Source organism: Paenalcaligenes hermetiae, from assembly GCF_039543645.1.
GTDB lineage: Bacteria > Pseudomonadota > Gammaproteobacteria > Burkholderiales > Burkholderiaceae_B > Paenalcaligenes > Paenalcaligenes hermetiae.
Genome location: NZ_BAABKD010000011.1, coordinates 297,153 through 313,562, shown reverse-complemented (window position 1 = coordinate 313,562; position 16,410 = coordinate 297,153). Strand labels below are relative to the sequence as shown.

At 48.1% G+C, this 16,410-nt stretch carries 18 protein-coding genes; 10 read left to right on the top strand and 8 right to left on the bottom strand.

From position 1 onward, the window contains the following. The first annotated feature begins 8 nt into the window (after positions 1–8). The 7 genes from ABD980_RS10690 (at position 9) to ABD980_RS10660 (ending at position 5,387) form a co-directional block, all read left to right on the top strand. Positions 9–287: a cory-CC-star protein gene (locus ABD980_RS10690; RefSeq protein WP_300647021.1), complete on the top strand. Its 279-nt coding sequence runs from the start codon at positions 9–11 to the stop codon at positions 285–287. Beyond that, positions 287–1,288, top strand: a complete 1,002-nt coding sequence (locus tag ABD980_RS10685; protein WP_345371619.1) for an ArsA family ATPase — start codon at positions 287–289, stop codon at positions 1,286–1,288. Before ABD980_RS10690 ends, ABD980_RS10685 begins: the two co-directional genes overlap by 1 nt. A gap of 104 nt (positions 1,289–1,392) precedes the next feature. After that, entirely contained in the window at positions 1,393–2,259 is an 867-nt protein-coding gene (locus ABD980_RS10680) for an energy transducer TonB (RefSeq protein WP_345371617.1), read from the top strand. A gap of 9 nt (positions 2,260–2,268) precedes the next feature. Continuing rightward, complete coding sequence (locus ABD980_RS10675) at positions 2,269–3,120, top strand: MotA/TolQ/ExbB proton channel family protein (RefSeq protein ID WP_345371615.1); 852 nt, start codon at positions 2,269–2,271, stop codon at positions 3,118–3,120. An 8-nt stretch (positions 3,121–3,128) separates the two neighbouring features. Further along, positions 3,129–3,557 (top strand): ExbD/TolR family protein, encoded by a 429-nt coding sequence (locus ABD980_RS10670; RefSeq protein WP_260649739.1) that lies wholly within the window; start codon positions 3,129–3,131, stop codon positions 3,555–3,557. A gap of 28 nt (positions 3,558–3,585) precedes the next feature. Next, entirely contained in the window at positions 3,586–4,257 is a 672-nt protein-coding gene (locus tag ABD980_RS10665) for a response regulator transcription factor (RefSeq protein WP_345371612.1), read from the top strand. Positions 4,258–4,262: 5 nt separating this feature from the next. Further along, a complete protein-coding gene (locus ABD980_RS10660) occupies positions 4,263–5,387 on the top strand; it encodes a sensor histidine kinase (protein WP_345371610.1) in 1,125 nt (374 codons plus the stop codon). Here the strand turns inward: ABD980_RS10660 and ABD980_RS10655 are convergent. The 7 genes from ABD980_RS10655 to ABD980_RS10625 all read right to left on the bottom strand — a co-directional run bounded on the left by ABD980_RS10655 (position 5,350) and on the right by ABD980_RS10625 (position 11,889). Beyond that, positions 5,350–5,790: a hypothetical protein gene (locus ABD980_RS10655; protein ID WP_345371608.1), complete on the bottom strand. Its 441-nt coding sequence runs from the start codon at positions 5,788–5,790 to the stop codon at positions 5,350–5,352. The genes ABD980_RS10660 and ABD980_RS10655 overlap by 38 nt on opposite strands. Positions 5,791–5,864: 74 nt before the next feature. After that, on the bottom strand, positions 5,865–6,254 hold the full coding sequence (gene mnhG, locus ABD980_RS10650) for a monovalent cation/H(+) antiporter subunit G (RefSeq protein ID WP_260649745.1): 390 nt from the start codon (positions 6,252–6,254) through the stop codon (positions 5,865–5,867). After that, on the bottom strand, positions 6,251–6,532 hold the full coding sequence (locus ABD980_RS10645) for a K+/H+ antiporter subunit F (protein ID WP_260649747.1): 282 nt from the start codon (positions 6,530–6,532) through the stop codon (positions 6,251–6,253). The genes mnhG and ABD980_RS10645 overlap by 4 nt, the downstream gene beginning before the upstream one ends. Further along, positions 6,529–7,011: a Na+/H+ antiporter subunit E gene (locus ABD980_RS10640; RefSeq protein WP_345371604.1), complete on the bottom strand. Its 483-nt coding sequence runs from the start codon at positions 7,009–7,011 to the stop codon at positions 6,529–6,531. The genes ABD980_RS10645 and ABD980_RS10640 overlap by 4 nt, the downstream gene beginning before the upstream one ends. Beyond that, entirely contained in the window at positions 7,008–8,627 is a 1,620-nt protein-coding gene (locus tag ABD980_RS10635; protein ID WP_260649751.1) for a monovalent cation/H+ antiporter subunit D, read from the bottom strand. Before ABD980_RS10635 ends, ABD980_RS10640 begins: the two co-directional genes overlap by 4 nt. Then, positions 8,627–8,971 (bottom strand): Na+/H+ antiporter subunit C, encoded by a 345-nt coding sequence (locus ABD980_RS10630; RefSeq protein WP_260649753.1) that lies wholly within the window; start codon positions 8,969–8,971, stop codon positions 8,627–8,629. Before ABD980_RS10630 ends, ABD980_RS10635 begins: the two co-directional genes overlap by 1 nt. Next, a complete protein-coding gene (locus ABD980_RS10625) occupies positions 8,971–11,889 on the bottom strand; it encodes a monovalent cation/H+ antiporter subunit A (protein ID WP_345371601.1) in 2,919 nt (972 codons plus the stop codon). The genes ABD980_RS10630 and ABD980_RS10625 overlap by 1 nt, the downstream gene beginning before the upstream one ends. 185 nt (positions 11,890–12,074) lie before the next feature. Between ABD980_RS10625 and hemN the strand changes: the two genes are divergently transcribed. Next, complete coding sequence (hemN, locus tag ABD980_RS10620) at positions 12,075–13,478, top strand: oxygen-independent coproporphyrinogen III oxidase (RefSeq protein ID WP_345371599.1); 1,404 nt, start codon at positions 12,075–12,077, stop codon at positions 13,476–13,478. A gap of 12 nt (positions 13,479–13,490) precedes the next feature. Further along, complete coding sequence (locus ABD980_RS10615) at positions 13,491–14,180, top strand: Crp/Fnr family transcriptional regulator (RefSeq protein ID WP_345371597.1); 690 nt, start codon at positions 13,491–13,493, stop codon at positions 14,178–14,180. Here ABD980_RS10615 and ABD980_RS10610 read toward each other — a convergent pair. Then, positions 14,177–15,073 carry a recombination-associated protein RdgC gene (locus ABD980_RS10610; protein WP_345371595.1) on the bottom strand — a complete coding sequence of 299 codons (897 nt, stop codon included), beginning with the start codon at positions 15,071–15,073 and terminating at the stop codon, positions 14,177–14,179. The two genes, ABD980_RS10615 and ABD980_RS10610, sit on opposite strands and share 4 nt — an antisense overlap. A 253-nt stretch (positions 15,074–15,326) precedes the next feature. Here ABD980_RS10610 and recA point away from each other — a divergent pair, with 253 nt between their 5' ends. After that, positions 15,327–16,409 carry a recombinase RecA gene (gene recA, locus ABD980_RS10605; RefSeq protein WP_260649761.1) on the top strand — a complete coding sequence of 361 codons (1,083 nt, stop codon included), beginning with the start codon at positions 15,327–15,329 and terminating at the stop codon, positions 16,407–16,409. Position 16,410: the final 1 nt, after the last annotated feature.

The window sequence follows — 16,410 nt, the reverse complement described above, 5'->3', positions numbered from 1 at the left end:
GAAGCATCATGGACGGGATTTGGTCACGGCTTAAACATTGGTGTGAGCAAGCCAATACACTGGGTACGCAATACTATAATGCTCCTTATCGTGCCGCGATTGCGCGGGCAAAACGCGAGGAGGACGACCTATTTATGTTATTGGTTTTTTCTGAAATGATGGGCGTACCGAATCCCGCTTCGTGGTATACCTTGGAACTACAACCGATTTTATTGCAGCGGTTCCATGATTGGCATCTTCGAATGGGTATGGAGCGTTCGCCATTAGATCACTTCAGGTGCTGTTGATGTCATTAAACATATCATCATTATTTCAACAGCGGGTTTTACTCATTGGCGGTAAAGGTGGCGTCGGTAAAACAACGGTGGCGGCGGCACTAGCACTACGCGCCTCGCAGACACAGCGGGTTTTACTGGTTTCTACCGATCCGGCTCATAGTTTAGCGGATGTGTTTGGTCGCTCTATTGGGGCGGCCATTGTACATTTGACTCCTAATCTTTACGCTTTAGAATTAGACCCAGAAAAAGAGGTCGATGCGTATTTGGATCGGGTGCTGGCTCAAATGCGTCGTTTTGCAGGGCCTGATCAAATCCATGAATTACAACGTCATTTACGTTTGTCCCGCCTATCGCCCGGAGCGCAGGAGGCAGCGCTCTTGGAGCGGATGGCAAACTTATTGGATACCGGGTTAGACGAATATGATCTGATTATTTTTGATACAGCGCCCACAGGACATACCTTACGCTTATTGAGCTTACCCGAAATTATCGCCGCTTGGACGGATGGATTATTAAAACACAATCAGCGCTCAGAGCAGTTAGCGAAGGTGCTTTCTCATTTGACTCCACAGCGTGATGTAGCACACGTGCTTTCAGATCCGCACCAAAACACCGACTCTGGTTTAGATTCAAAAAGCCAAGAGTTGGCTTCTACCTTATTAGCGCGTCAACGCTTATTTCATCGAGCCCGCCGTATTTTGCATGATGCTACACAAAGCGCTTTTGTTTTTGTTCTTACCCCCGAGCGATTGCCTGTACTGGAAACAGATCGGGCCGTACAGGCGCTAACGGATATTGGGGTGCAAGTGGCAGGGCTAGTGATTAATCGGGTATTACCTTCTACGCTGGGCGAGGCTTTTTGGCAGTCTCATTTGCAGCGACAACAAACCTATTTAGCCGATATTCAGCAGCGGTTTGCTGGATACCCTTTACGCCAGCTTCCGCTACAAGATCAGGAAATTGTTGGCTTAGATGCATTGCACGCTCTTGGTGACCAGCTTAGTACTTAGTATTTATTAAATGGTATTGATAACTATTATCATTACTGCTAAGATGGCGCTTTGGTTGGCGTGCTTTAGTGCGCCTGTAAATATGACTATTTGTAGGCGTAGGTATGCCACACCCCTCTCATCATTCGTTGGAACGCTCTCGTCTTTGGTTAAAAATCACTGGCTTAACGGCAGCAGTTAGTCTGCATGCTGGGGTGTTTGCATTTATGTTGCATCAGTCCGCACCAAAAATGGTAGGGGAGCCTGCTCAGGAAGAGGTAATAGGCGTTAGTCTATTTGATTTAAATGAATTCGAAGAGCATGTGGCGGCGGAACAACTAGCAGAGCAAATTCAAGAAGCTACTCAAGAGGAGATTGAGCCTGAATTTGAATCGGAGCCAGAGCCAGAGCCAGAGCCCGAATTTGAACCTGAACCCGAGCCAGAGCCAGAGCCCGAGCCCGAGCCGGTCGTAGAGGATCCGGTTATTCCTGAGCCAGTGGTAGAAAAACCTAAGCCCAAGCCGGAACCTAAGCCCAAACCGGAACCTAAGCCCAAACCCGAGCCTAAACCTAAACCTCAGCCTGCGCCTAAGCCGCAACCTAAACCAAATGTCCCTGTGGCAGAAAAAGCGCAGCCAGCCACCGCGCCAGAGCGTAGCCAAATGGATAAAGCAGTAGGTGGGCAGCAGGCTAAAGCCGTTGACCCAGATCGTCCACGGGTGGTTGGGCAAGTGAATTACTTGGGGGCGCCGCCACGGCCTGTTTATCCACGTGCTTCGCAGCGTCGAAATGAGCAGGGCAAGGTCATCGTGCGTGTTTTGATTTCTCCCCAAGGCACGGTGATGGATGTTTGGGTAAAAAGCTCATCAGGACATGAGCGTTTGGATCAAGCCGCTTTAACCGCGGTGCGCAAAGTAAAATTTAAACCCTATACCGAAAATGGCATTGCGTATAAAGCCATGGCAGATATTCCTTTTGATTTTGTTTTATAGGACTCAGGCATGATGCAGGAGCTATTTGATGCGTTATTGTTAGGATTAGCCCAAATCAATGATGCAACGACTGACTTACAACAGCCTTTACAGCAGGCCACTCAACAACTGACCGAGACCAGCTCGGCGCCCATGGCGCTTTCACAAGCGCAAGCACAAGAGGGGGGCATGCTACATTTTATCGCTCAAAGTGATTGGGTTGGTAAAAGCCTTTTTGCGGTGTTAGTCATCATGTCTATCGCAAGCTGGTATTTGATTTTAGTAAAAGGCTTTATTTCTTTCCGCTTAAAACGTCGCTCTAAAAAGTTTTTGCGTGAGTTTTGGGCCGCTAGCTCCTTAGAGCAGGTAAAAAATGAAATCGCAACACATGGGGCCAACGAACCGTTTTCTCATTTGGCTAGTCATGCGATTCATGCTCAAAGTCATCATGCGAAATATGGAGCTTTGCGCTTAGAGGAAAAAGGTTCAACCGAATCGTTTATTACCCGCATCATGCGTAAAGTGATCGATGAGGAAACCGCACGTTTAGAAAATGGGTTAACCTTGTTGGCTTCGGTTGGGTCGACGGCGCCCTTTGTCGGTTTGTTTGGTACTGTGTGGGGGGTTTATCACGCGTTGATTAATATTGGTCTGTCTAGCGAGGTAGCACTCAATAGTATTGCCGGCCCAGTGGGCGAGGCATTGATCATGACCGGACTTGGCTTGGCCGTCGCGATTCCAGCCGTATTAGCTTACAACGCTTTTGTGCGTACCAACCGTGTGTATTTAGCTCAGCTGGATGCTTTCGCCCATGACTTATTTACCTTTTTGACCACGGGCCAGCAAGTGTCGGATGGAAACGGTAAACCCAATACAAAATAGAGGCCATTATGTCGTTTGGAAGTTTTGATCGGGGGGGCTCACAGAGTCATACCAACGCAGAAATCAACATGGTGCCGTTGATTGATGTGATGCTGGTGTTATTAGTGATTTTTTTGATCACCGCCCCCTTGCTGACGCATTCTATTTCGGTACAGCTGCCACAGGCCAGCGCACAACCTGTTGAAAATGAAAAAAAATACCTGGATTTGGCGATTACGCCCGAGGGGCTTTTATATTTGGACAATGAAGAGGTTGCCTTAGAAGACCTAACGACGACGTTGCAACCCTTTGCCCAAGATACGCCGCAGCCGGAGGTAAGGATTCGAGCTGACCAGGAAACCCGCTATGAGCTATTAGCACAGGTTATGAGTCGAACCAAAGCCTCGGGACTAACACGCTTGGGTTTTGTGACACGTCCTGATACGCCAGCTCCCTAAAATGAGCGACTCGGTATAAAATCGCAGTATGCGAGTACTAATTATTGAAGATGACCGGGTCCTAGGTCCCGCTTTGCGTGACTTTATGCAAGCCCAAGGCCATGAAGCGCAGCTGATTACCCAAGGTGATCAGCTGCTTTTGCAATGTGAGCAACAGCGTTTTGATTTATTGGTTTTGGATTTAAATCTGCCACAGCTAAGTGGGTTAGAAGCGTTGCGCCAATTACGTGCAGCGGGGCATACGGTTCCTGTATTGATTTTAACAGCGCGGGATGCCCTCGAGGATCGTGTGGCAGGCTTAGATGCGGGCGCCGATGATTATGTGACTAAGCCTTTTGAGCTGGCAGAGTTAGCTGCACGGGTCCGTGCTTTAGGGCGGCGTCATCACGCCCAGTTACAACATATTCTTGAGGCAGGGCCTTTGCGTTTAGATACACAAAATAAAGAGCTACTGTTCGAGGGGCAGCGCCTCAATGTATCGGTGCGCGAGTTCTCTTTATTAGAACTGCTGATGCAGCGTGCCGGTAAAGTCGTCACGAAACAGCAAATCATTCAATCCTTATCCGACCGCTCAACGGACTTTAGTGATAACGCCGTTGAGGTTTATGTGTATCGATTGCGTAAGCGCTTAGAGCATACTGGGGTGTTGATTCAGACGGTGCGTGGTTTTGGTTATGCGCTCGAAGTCCCCCAGCGTTAAACGCTATGGTTAAACAGATTCGTAACTCTTTACGTAAAAACAGCTTAGCGCGGCACTTGATGATACGCTTGTTTCCACCCATCGCCTTATTAGTATTGTTAGATTTGGCGGTGACATGGGTGCTTACTAGTCGTATGCACTTAGAGGACTGGCTCTTACGTGATATTTTTTGGACTATGTTGTTGAGCCAGTTGCTTTGGGTGGCACTTTTTGGCTGGGTGTTAATCGCTGGGCTGAAATCCGGTCTACGAGCCGTAGAGCGTTTAGGGCAGGATATTCAAACGCAGGATCCAGAGTCGCTCCAACCATTGAGCGCAGCAGATTTACCCGCAGAGTTACGGCCTTTGGTTGATCAGTTTAACCAGTTATTAGTGCGTCTGGATCAAAGCGTTGCCGCGCAAAAGCGCTTTATTGCGCATGCCGCGCATCAGCTACGTACACCACTAAGCGCTTTACGCTTAGAGTCTGAGCTGATGCTCACCAAACCGTTACCAGAGGATCTGCGTGAACAGGCTCAACGCATTAAGCAAAGCACCGAGCGTATGATTCGATTAGGGCAACAGTTACTTGTGTTAGCACGTGCGGACTCTGCGGCGAGCCCTCAAGATTGCTTTGTTCGTTTGGATTTATGTGAGTGGGCACGCACTAGTGGGGCCGAATGGCTAGCTGCTACGTATCAGCATGATTTACGACTGGAGCTATCTGCTCCTGAGCAGCCAGTATGGGTTGATGCGGATCCGTTGCTTTTAGATGAGCTCTTAGGCAATTTAATTGATAATGCGTTACGTTATGCTCAAGCGCAAGAGAGGATTACGTTACGGGTTAGTGCGAATCCCCCTACTTTAAGTGTAGAGGATGACGGAGTGGGAATAGGCTTAAATCAAGCAAGCCAGTTATTCGAGGCATTTTATCGTGGGACGGATAGCTCACAAAGCGATGGTTCGGGGCTTGGTTTAGCTATTGTACGAGAAATCGCTTTGGCACACGGAGCAGGTTGGAATTTAATTAGCCGCCCGCATTTTAGGGGAACACGTATTAGCGTGGTCTTTCCAGGCCCCCGTAGGGGCACAGGGTTTAGACGACGTTTTCCTGTTATTGAACCGGGGATGGAGTCGGAGAGGACTCAATAACAGCAGGTTGTGCTGGCTGATAGGGTTCACCCGGTATGGTAATTGTTGTTTGGCGTAAAATACCGCCACCTTCTACGGACCCATAGACTTGAGTTTCATGCTGACCTGTCATTTGCGCCAAGCAGTCTTCGCGTAAATGCTCTGGTAGGGCTTGACATCGCGCTGTGCGATGACGAGCTAAAGTTTGTTCATCGACGTGCTGCTTTGGATTGCGTTTTGCTTGTTGCAGCGCTGCACCCGCATCCCGTCGGCAGTTCGTTTTTGCATCACCGCTGAGCATCTCACATTGAGCCATGGCCTCTTGGTAGGCTTGCTGAGGATCAATAGGCTGAGCGTGACTGGATGTCGCAAAACCAAAAGCGAGTGTGGCAGCACTGAGTGCCATAGCAATTTTTTTCATCATAAAACTCCATCTGGTTGAACATCATTAAAGTGTAACAAGGCTACGCGTAACCTAAAGTAAGCACTTGCAGTCAGTTATGTATGAGATGGGGGCTCCCCTTTGGATTTTAAAGGCATATCCATATGACCTGGCTCATCAGGAGCATAGTCAGCCATGCGTTGTCGAAGCTCGCGCTTAATTGCGGCGCGCATTAGCAAAATGGCCGTTACAGGAGAGGTAATGACTAAAAGCACTGTAATGATTAATGGGTAAATTAAGAGTTTTTGCGTACTGAAGCTGGCAACTAGAGCACAGGCCACAAGCATACAGAAAACGCCTAAGGTATTACCCAGAGTGGGGGCGTGCATCCGAGAGTAAAAATGACGCAGCTTAACTAAACCCAGAGTGCCTACTAAGGTGATTATTCCACTGAGTGCGATCAGTAAAGCGATAAGCAGGTTAAGCCAAAGAGGAAAGGTTGTCATGGTTCGATGACCTCGGCCCGAAGTAAAAATTTAGCCATCGCGGCAGAGCCAACAAAGCCAAATAAAGCAATTAAAAGAGCAATATCAAAATAGAGGGTGGAGTCAAAGCGCAAGCCTAGAGCAAGTAGCGCCATTAGCCCATTGCTATACATTGTATCTAATGCTAAGACACGATCTGCAGCCGTTGGTCCTGTGAGTAAGCGGTAAGCGGATATTCCCATGCCTAGGGTGTAGCATAGTAGTGCAAATAAGCTCGCCCAGTAAATATAGATGCTCATTCGAAAATCTCTATTAAAGGTCCTTGGTAACGTTTCTGAATCGTATCCAGCCAAAACTGCTCGTCTTTTAAATCAAGAATATGCAAGGTTAATGTATGGGTGCTTTCATCAAAACCCGCCCAAACGGTCCCAGGGGTATAAGTAATAATACAAGCTAAAGCGGCTAGCCCATGTGGATCGCGTAAGGTTAATGGAATGGGTAAAAAACCAGGGGTGGGCTCGGCGCGTTGGGTAAAGAGGACAATACGACCCACATCATAGTTGGATTTCACGATATCGACGGCGACATGCCAACATAAACGCAGGGCTAGAAAAGGATGCGATAGGGTGGCACGTATAGGGCGGAAAGGAATTGCCGCTACGCTTAAGGCGATGGCTAAAACTGCACCGAGCGCGACGTGGGCGGTAGAAAACCCGTTAAGCAAGAGCCATAAGAAAAATAAAAGTAGGGGTAAAAAGGTAAAGCGTAAGTATTTCATGGAGCCTCTACTCCCACAGAACGGATAGGATCACGCGCCAGTACAGCAGAAATATATTGATTGGGTTGATCCAAATAGGCGGCGGTTTGTTCTAGGTAGTTGGTGATGGGGCCTGCGCGCATGGCTAAAAGACCGCAAAGTACGATAAGGCCTGCTACGGGCAAGGCTTCACTCAAACGGAGCCGAGGAATATTGAGATCACTAAAGCTCCAAAAGAGTCGAATCCCCGTGCGCGACAATGCCATAATACCGATAAAGCCGGACAGCAATACTGTAGCAGTAAGAATCCATGCGTTACTGGTGGCTCCAGAGGACTTTAATGCAGCAGATAATAGCGAGAGCTTAGCAACAAAGCCAGATAGCGGCGGAAGGCCGATAATAAGCAGTGCGCAAGCAATAAAAGACATGCCAAGAAACACCATAGCGGCTGGAATGGCAATACCAACTACATCGTCGGAGCTATCTTCGCTTTCAGGATCGGCCAGATCAAAGGCCTCTTGACTTACAGCTAATAAGTCAGAACCAAAATGCTGTACGCGTCCAATCATTTCTAGCAGCATAAAAAATGCGCCCAGAGCTAGAACGGAGCTTAGTAAGTAATATAAAGCGGGCCCGGTTAAAATCACCCCAGGCATTCCTAAAGCGGCTAGTAGCGTACCGGAGGAAATAATAATGCAATAGCTTGCCATGCGCTCAGGCTGGTGTGCGGCGAGCATACCTAAGGAGCCAAAAGCTAAGGTAGCAATCCCGACAGGGAACATCCATTCTCCACCAAAAGCAGCCGGCGCGCCGGTAGGTAATAGTAACGAGCCAATCCGCAGCAAAGCATAAATACCGACTTTGGTCATGATGGAAAACATGCCAGCTACTGGTGCGCTGGTATTCGCGTAGGTATCGATTAACCAATAGTTCAAAGGCCAAGCGGCAGCTTTAATCAGAAAAGCAACACCTAGTATGGCTGCGGCTGCCTCAAAAACCAAACGGTCAGCACCGGACAGATAGCCAGCTTTGACGGCGAGATCAGCCATGTTTAAGGTACCGGTAATACCGTAAATTAATGCGATAGCAATAAGTAATAAAAATGAGGAAATTAAATTGACCGCAATATAATGTAGACCGGCGCGCACGCGGTCGCGACCTGAGCCATGCAACATTAGTCCATAAGAGGCGGCTAAAAAGACTTCAAAAAAGACAAAGAGGTTAAAAAGATCCCCGGTCAAAAAGGCGCCATTTAGCCCCATAATAAGCAGTTGAAAAAGTGGGTGGAAGTGTACCCCAGCACGATCCCAACGAGCCGTTGCATACCACCAGGTTGCCGCAGCGAGTAAGTTCGTGAGAACAAGCATCATGGCGGCAAGCCGGTCAACGACGACGACAATACCAAAAGGAGCAGGCCAGTCCCCCAATAGGTAGACTCCTACGCCATGTAGCCAACTGGTCGCAATCGAGCCATCAGCCATGCCTAACAGGGTAATTGCCACATAAAACTGCAAGGCTAAAGACAGGGTCCCTAAAGCTAATTTAAAAGGGCGGTGTTTGTCTTTGAGCAGCAGCATAAGTGCTGCGGTCATCAGTGGAATGGCGATAGGAAAAATAGGAAGATGTTGCTGCCACATTAAGCTTGTTCCTCGCGTCCATCCACATGGTCAGTGCCAGTAAAGCCGCGGTTAGCTAAAAGCACCACTAAAAATAAAGCGGTTGTTGCAAAGCCAATAACAATAGCAGTCAACACCAACGCTTGGGGTAAAGGGTCTGCATATAAGCTAGGATCTGCTCCTAGCTCCGTAGAAATCACGGGAGGGGTACCAAGATGAATACGCCCCATGGCGAAAATGAACAGGTTGACGGCATAGGACAGTAATGACAAGCCCATAATGAATTGAAAAGTACGGGGTCGTAATACGAGCCAAATTCCTGATCCGGCTAAAATACCGATGGCTAACGATAAGATAATTTCCATCAGGACTCCTGCTTTTGTTGTAAGGCTTTTTGGATGGAAGGAAGCTTGCGATAAAAGCGTAAAGACTGGTGAGCAATCGCAACGAGCATTAAGACGGTTGAACCCACAACTAGCATATAGACGCCAATATCAAATAATAGCGCGCTGGAGGTGTGAATCGTACCTATAAGCGGTAAGGTTAGGTTCCAGCTTTGAGCGGATAAAAAAGGCTTAGCATAAAGCCAAACTAGCATAGCGGCAGAGCCGGCGGTAAGCATACCTAATGCAATCCATGTTTGGGGTTGGATTAAGGGGCGAGATTCAACCCACACGACACCGCCTACCATATATTGCAAAATAATCGCTGTGGCCATGATCAGGCCGCCCACAAAGCCACCACCGGGTAAATTATGGCCGCGTAATAAAAAGTAGACTGATATTAGAGCAGCAATAGGTAAAAGCAAACGCACTAGCACAGCGGGAAGTTTCATAATGCCCTCGGGCAAAATGGCGTTGGGATCAGGCTCTTCGAAGGTTGTTTGCAAGGCGTCGCTTTGATTTTGACGACGCGCAAGAGGGGCGGCGACTGTTTCTACCGGTGGGCGGAAGCGTCGTAAGAGGGCATACACGCTTAGGGCGACCACACCAAGAACGGTAATTTCCCCAAAGGTATCAAAGCCCCTGAAATCCACAAGGATTACGTTAACGACGTTTGCTCCACCTCCTAAAGGCAAGGCTTTTTCCACCAAAAAGGGGGCCACGCCCTCGGGATGCGGACGGCTCAGTAATGCAAACACCAGTGCGGCAATCCCACTGCCGCCAAGAACGGCAACCACCGCGTCTCTGGAGCGCCTAAAGCGAGCTCGCGCCTTAGAAATACCTAGACCATCTGGTAGTGGTACACGTTTAGGTAACCAGCGCAATCCCAATAAAATTAAGACAACGGTTACTACCTCTACAGCAAGCTGGGTTAAGGCCAGGTCAGGGGCGGATAGCCAGGCGTAGCTAAGACTGGTGACTAAGCCAGCGCCACCAGATAACAGGAGGGCTGCGGGGCGGTGGAATTTGGCATAGTACGCTGCTCCGATTGCACAGGCGGCTCCTGCTACCCACATCAAAGCAAAAAGTGGGTCGGGTGTAGTGAGCTGCTGCACATTAAACCAATTGCCTGAACGTAATGCCCATATGCTTACGCCCACCGTGGCTAGAATGATAAGAAGCACTTGTCGCTGCAAGCGATCGGAATAGGTGTAGTGGATAACCGCATCTGCTCCGGCTTCAATCCAACCCATCAGCCATTCAAAAATACGGCGCCCGTTAATTTGGTAAATAAAGGGGGCTCGGTCTGAGCGACCTTTGCGATAACGATTTAAGAGCCAAATGAGCCCAATGCCGCCTAGGGTGGCGATCACACTCATGAGTAAGGGTAGATTAAAGCCGTGCCAAACATGTAGGCTGTAGTTTGGGGTTTGTACTCCTAGTATTGAGTACACCGCCGTATGTAACAGCGGACCAACGGTATATGCTGGAAAAATCCCCACAATTAAACAGATAAAGACCAGCAGTGCGCTGGGAATGAGCATGAGACGGGGGGGCTCATGAGGAGTGCGAGGCAAGTTTTTGGCTGGGGGGCCAAAAAAGACTTGGCTGATAAAGCGCAAAGAGTAAGCCACACTAAAGGTACTTGCTATCACGGCTACGATAGGAAGTGCTTGACTAAACCAGTTGCCAGTGCCGGCAAACATGGTTTCGGTAAAGAACATTTCTTTAGAAATAAATCCGTTAAGCAACGGAACGCCTGCCATTGACGCTGCGGCTACAGCAGCGAGGGTAGCCGTGATAGGCATATAGTGGCGTAAGCCAGAAAGGCGGTTTAAGTTACGTGTACCGCTTTCATGATCCACAATACCAGCCGCCATAAATAAAGAAGCTTTAAAAGTAGCGTGGTTAATTATATGGAAAATGGCGGCGACTAAGGCCATTGGTGTGCTTAGCCCCAGCAACAGAGTAATTAAGCCCAAATGGCTAATTGTGGAGTAGGCCAAAACGCCTTTCATATCCCGCTGAAAGGTGGCAACGTAAGCGCCTAAAGTTAAAGAGATTAGACCAGCACCGCCAATTACCCACGTCCACGCGGCTGTGCCAGCCATAATAGGCCAGAACCGTGCTAGTAAAAACACCCCCATTTTTACCATTGTGGCAGAGTGTAAATAGGCTGAGACCGGAGTGGGGGCGGCCATGGCGCGTGGTAACCAGACATGAAAGGGGAATTGTGCGCTTTTGGTTAGTGCACCCAGCGCAATTAGCGCCAGCAAAATGGGATACCATGGGTGCGCTTGCACCACATCGCGTGTGGCCAGCACAGTGCTTAAATCATAGCTACCTGCTACTTGACCCAGCATAAGCACCCCAGCAAGTAAACACAACCCGCCGCCTCCGGTGATTACCAGAGACATTCTGGCACCACGACGCGCATCACGGCGATGGTACCAATAGGCGATGAGCATAAACGAGGAAAGGCTGGTTAGCTCCCAAAATACCACAAGTTGGATCAGGTTGCCGGATATGACCACCCCTAACATGGAGCCCATAAAGGCTTGTAAAAAAGCAAAAAAGCGTCGAGCAGGGTCTTGCGGGGATAAATAATAATGGGCATACAGTGCAATCAATGCGCCCATTACGCTCACAATTAGGCTAAATAGCCAAGCAAAGCCATCCATACGCAGGGTGAAATCGATGCCATGAGCAGGGATCCACGCTGAGGAAAATTGAATGATCTGCCCTTGAAAAATCGCAGGGGCGTAAGCCAGGGTAATGGCAGCGCAGACAGAGGCGACCCCACCCGCCAACAGGGCGTGAAGTTTTCGTTGAGAGGCGGGAAGTAGTGAGGAAATTAGGCTGCCAACAAAGGGTAAGGCCAAAATTATGAGCAAGTACATCAGGCTCTCGGTAAGAAAGTGGAGTTTAGACGTCAATCATACGGTGTTTGTCATGAGTGATGACAAAAAAAGCGTAAAGCGGAGGCTGGCAGCAAAAGTGGGCTTGACCTATATCAAGAGGCGGAAAGTTAAAAAACGTCATAATAGGAAACAGAAAATCGTTTTTTATAGGCATTTGGAGTTTTATGATGGGTGAAATAGCCGAACCTCTTGATACGGTACAGATTTCAGAGGAGTTGATTCGACGTTTTGATCGTTCGGGACCACGTTATACTTCGTACCCTACCGCAGATCGCTTTCAAGACGACTTTAGCTCGGATCATTATATAACGGCTTTAACTCATCGTCAGCAATTTGTCAGCCCGCCCCCGTATTCGGTATATGTTCACCTGCCTTTTTGTGCTTCACTTTGTTATTTTTGTGCCTGTAATAAAATAATTACTCAGGATCAAAGTCGTTCGCGCCATTATGTTGATACGGTTTTACAGGAATTACAGCTGCTAGCGCCTTATTTGGGTGAGCAGCGTTTAACAGGGCAGCTGCACTTGGGTGGAGGCACACCGACTTTTTTACCCGCTGAAGAGCTTAAACGGCTAATGCAGGGGATTCAGCAGCAGTTTCATTTCGAACCTAGCGCAGAGCTAGGTATCGAGATTGACCCGCGTACGGTAAATGCTGAGACTCTTTCTTACCTAGCAGAGCTGGGGTTTAATCGTACGAGCTTTGGGGTGCAAGATTTTCATCCTCAGGTTCAGCAAGCGATTAATCGCGTTCAACCCTTAGAAATGGTAGAAATGGCCATGGCGGCAAGTCGAGCTGCAGGGTTTGAGTCAATTAATACGGACTTGATTTACGGGTTACCCAATCAAACACAAGAGACGTTTGCACAAACAGTTGAAGCGCTATTATCTTTGCGACCAGACCGTATTGCTCTTTATAACTATGCCCATTTACCACAGCGTTTTAAAGCACAGCGTTTGATTAATGCTGACTTATTACCTTCAGCTGATGAACGATTGGCGATTTTTTTGATGGCGGCCCAGCGTTTATTGGACGCGGGCTATGAGTACATTGGTTTAGATCATTTTGCTTTACCTGAAGACGAGTTGAGCCAAGCTCGCTTAGATGGAAGTTTACATCGTAACTTCCAAGGTTATACGACACGAGCACAAAGTGATTTGATTGGTCTAGGGGTATCGGCAATTGGCAAGGTCGGTGGTACGCATGTACAGAATCAGCGCTCGCTCAAATCTTATCGCTCAGCCATTGAGGCTGGCCAGTTGGCAACATTTAGAGGGTTGGTGATGAGTGCTGAGGATGAGCTTCGCGCCGAAATTATCATGACTTTAATGTGTAGCATGCGTGTGGATTTTGCCTCGCTTAGCCAACGCTATCAGTTGGATGTGGCTGAGCATTTTGCCGCAGAACGTGCCGTTTTAGCTCCCTATCAGGAAGCGGGTTTAATACAGGCCGACGCACATCATATTCAGATCACTGCTAAGGGGCGATTATTTGTACGCGCCATTAGTATGGTATTTGATGCCTACCTGACTCAGGCGACAGCAGCTACCTATTCACGTTTGATTTAACTAGGGGTCATCATGTCCTTGATGTCTGAAGCGCTTTTACTTTCACCTAAACGGTTGGCGGCACATCCTTTATTTCAAGGTTGGAGCCCAGATGCGTTAAAACAGCTTTTTGCTCAGTCGGAATTTTTGCAATTTGAGTCAGGGCAGTTTTTGTTTAAGCGTGGGGGTCACTGTGACGCTTTTTATGTTATAGATAGTGGTCAGGTGCAGTTACAAATGCGCTCACCAGCAGGCAAGGTAAAGGTGTTCAATTGCCTTAAAGCAGGTGAGAGTGCCGGAGACGCTTACCTATTAATGAACAGTGTTTATCGCGTAGATGCCATAGCACTGGATTCGGTGCGAGTGCTAAAGATTACTGCTGAGGCATTTTTTGGTTATTTAGCGCAACAGCCGGCTTTAATGCGACATTTATTGGCGACACTGAGTGAGCGTTTGCATCAGCTGTTGGGGGATGTGTTAACAGCGAATTTGCATTCAGGCACTCAGCGCGTTATTTGTTACTTGCTTGGGGATTTGCCTTTGAAAAATGGGGTGAAAACGACGCTGCATTGTTCTAAAGCGCAAATTGCGGCAGCACTAAATTTAACCCCTGAGCATTTTTCGCGTATATTGCATGACCTGTCCAGCCGCGGTTTTATAGCGGTGGACGGGCGTCATATTATGTTTTTAGATGTCGATGGCCTCTGCGAATATCATCGTTAGGCTTCAGCCTTTTCGCCACCCAGGGCATTTAGTAGTTCTTGTAATAAATGATTTAGCTCACTGCACATGAGGAAAAAGGCCGCATCAAAGGCTTGCGCTTCGTCCTCGTAATGGGGGTCTTGTGTTGAAGTTAATAAATCCGTTGCTGCTAAGCGTTTGATCTCTAAGCCATCGCTAAGTACAAAAGAGATTTTGTCGGCCCACGTCAGTGCAAGACGGGTGCACTGTTTACCTTGAGAAATATGATGTCGGATTTCCTCGTTGTCTAGACTGTGACGGGCATAACGAATCACCGCTCTGCTGTCTCCGCTGGCGCGCAGCTCTGCATCTTGATCAATGCTAAATGGATAGGGAGCCTCGGCTTGAGCGAGCCAGCCAGTCATGGCTGTGGTAGGGGCTAGTTCGGTATAAACGGGTAAAGCAGGAAAAAGGGTAAATGTTTTGGCTAATAAGCCCATAACCTCATCGGCAGTCGCAGCAGCGGCAGCATCCACAGCCAACCAGCGGTTTTCAGGATCGATCCAGATGTGAGTTAGCCTTTCTATGCTGAAAGCACGTGGCAGAAGCTCAGTAATAAGATCCTCTTTGAGTTCTTTCATTTGCTTGCGGCCTACTTTATAGCCTTGTTCTGCCTCTTTATCTTTGGCGCGGGCACGAGCAATTTGATTAACTACAGTGGTTGGCAGCAGTTTTTTTTCTGCTTTAACACAAAGAAGGATTTGCCCATTAACGCGATGTACTAAATCTGCGTTTTCTTGTACGGGTGCCCAACCTATGCTGACAGGGTCTTGGCTACTACCGGGAGTAAAGGCTTGGCTAGCAATAGCGTCGTCAATGTGCTCGGCATCCCAGTCAGGATGGAGGCGAAAAAAGCGTAAATTTTTAAACCACATAATGCTGCAAGAAAATTTAAGAATAAAAAAGCATTGTACGCATAAATGCTAAGTGACGGGTAAGGGGTGGTACTTTTTACCTATGGTGAATAATGCGTACAGATAAAATAATGTAAATGCGCTAAGCTTAGGGTGCAAAATGAATCGTATCTATGCCAACATGTAGGCATAGAAAGTAGATATCTGTATATTTATACAGTATAATAGGTTTTTACTGGAATGGGGCATGCCCCTAACTCTAAAGGACATTTACATGGATGATAAGCGCAATAAAGCCATTGCTGCCGAACGCGAAAAAGCCTTAGCTGCTGCACTGTCTCAAATTGAAAAACAGTTTGGCAAAGGCTCCGTCATGCGCTACGGGGACAATCAAGTTGAGCATGATATTCAAGTTTGTTCCACTGGCTCTTTAGGTTTAGACATCGCTTTAGGGGTGGGAGGTCTACCTCGGGGTCGGGTCATTGAAATCTATGGCCCCGAATCCTCAGGTAAAACCACCCTGACGCTTGAAGTCATCGCAGAGATGCAAAAGCTAGGTGGTACATGTGCTTTTGTGGATGCTGAGCATGCGTTAGATGTTCAGTATGCCGCCAAGCTTGGTGTAAATTTAAATGATTTGCTTATTTCCCAACCCGATACGGGCGAGCAAGCGCTAGAGATTACAGATGCACTGGTGCGTTCCGGTTCGGTGGACTTAATTGTCGTAGACTCGGTAGCCGCTTTAACCCCCAAAGCCGAAATCGAAGGTGATATGGGTGATTCGCTACCGGGCTTGCAAGCTCGCCTCATGAGCCAAGCATTGCGTAAGCTTACTGCAACAATTAAACGTGCTAATTGCATGGTGATATTTATCAACCAAATTCGCATGAAAATTGGGGTGATGTTTGGCAGCCCTGAAACCACTACTGGTGGAAACGCGCTAAAATTTTACTCTTCTGTGCGCTTGGATATTCGCCGTATTGGTTCAATTAAGCGTGGCGATGAGGTGGTTGGTAACGAAACGCGGGTTAAAGTCGTTAAAAACAAAGTGGCTCCACCTTTTAAACAGGCTGAATTCGATATTATGTATGGGGGCGGCATCTCACGTGAAGGCGAGATCATTGACCTAGGGGTACAGGCGGGTATTGTGGACAAAGCAGGTGCTTGGTATAGCTACGAGGGCACACGCATTGGCCAAGGCAAAGACAATGCACGCGAATACCTTAAAGAGCATCCTCATATGGCGCGTGATATTGAAAACAAAGTACGAGCCCATCATGGCATTACATTGCTGGAGCCCGTAGAAGCTCCAGTAGCTTCTACCCCTGAAACAAAGGCGGCGGAAGACGAAAAATAAT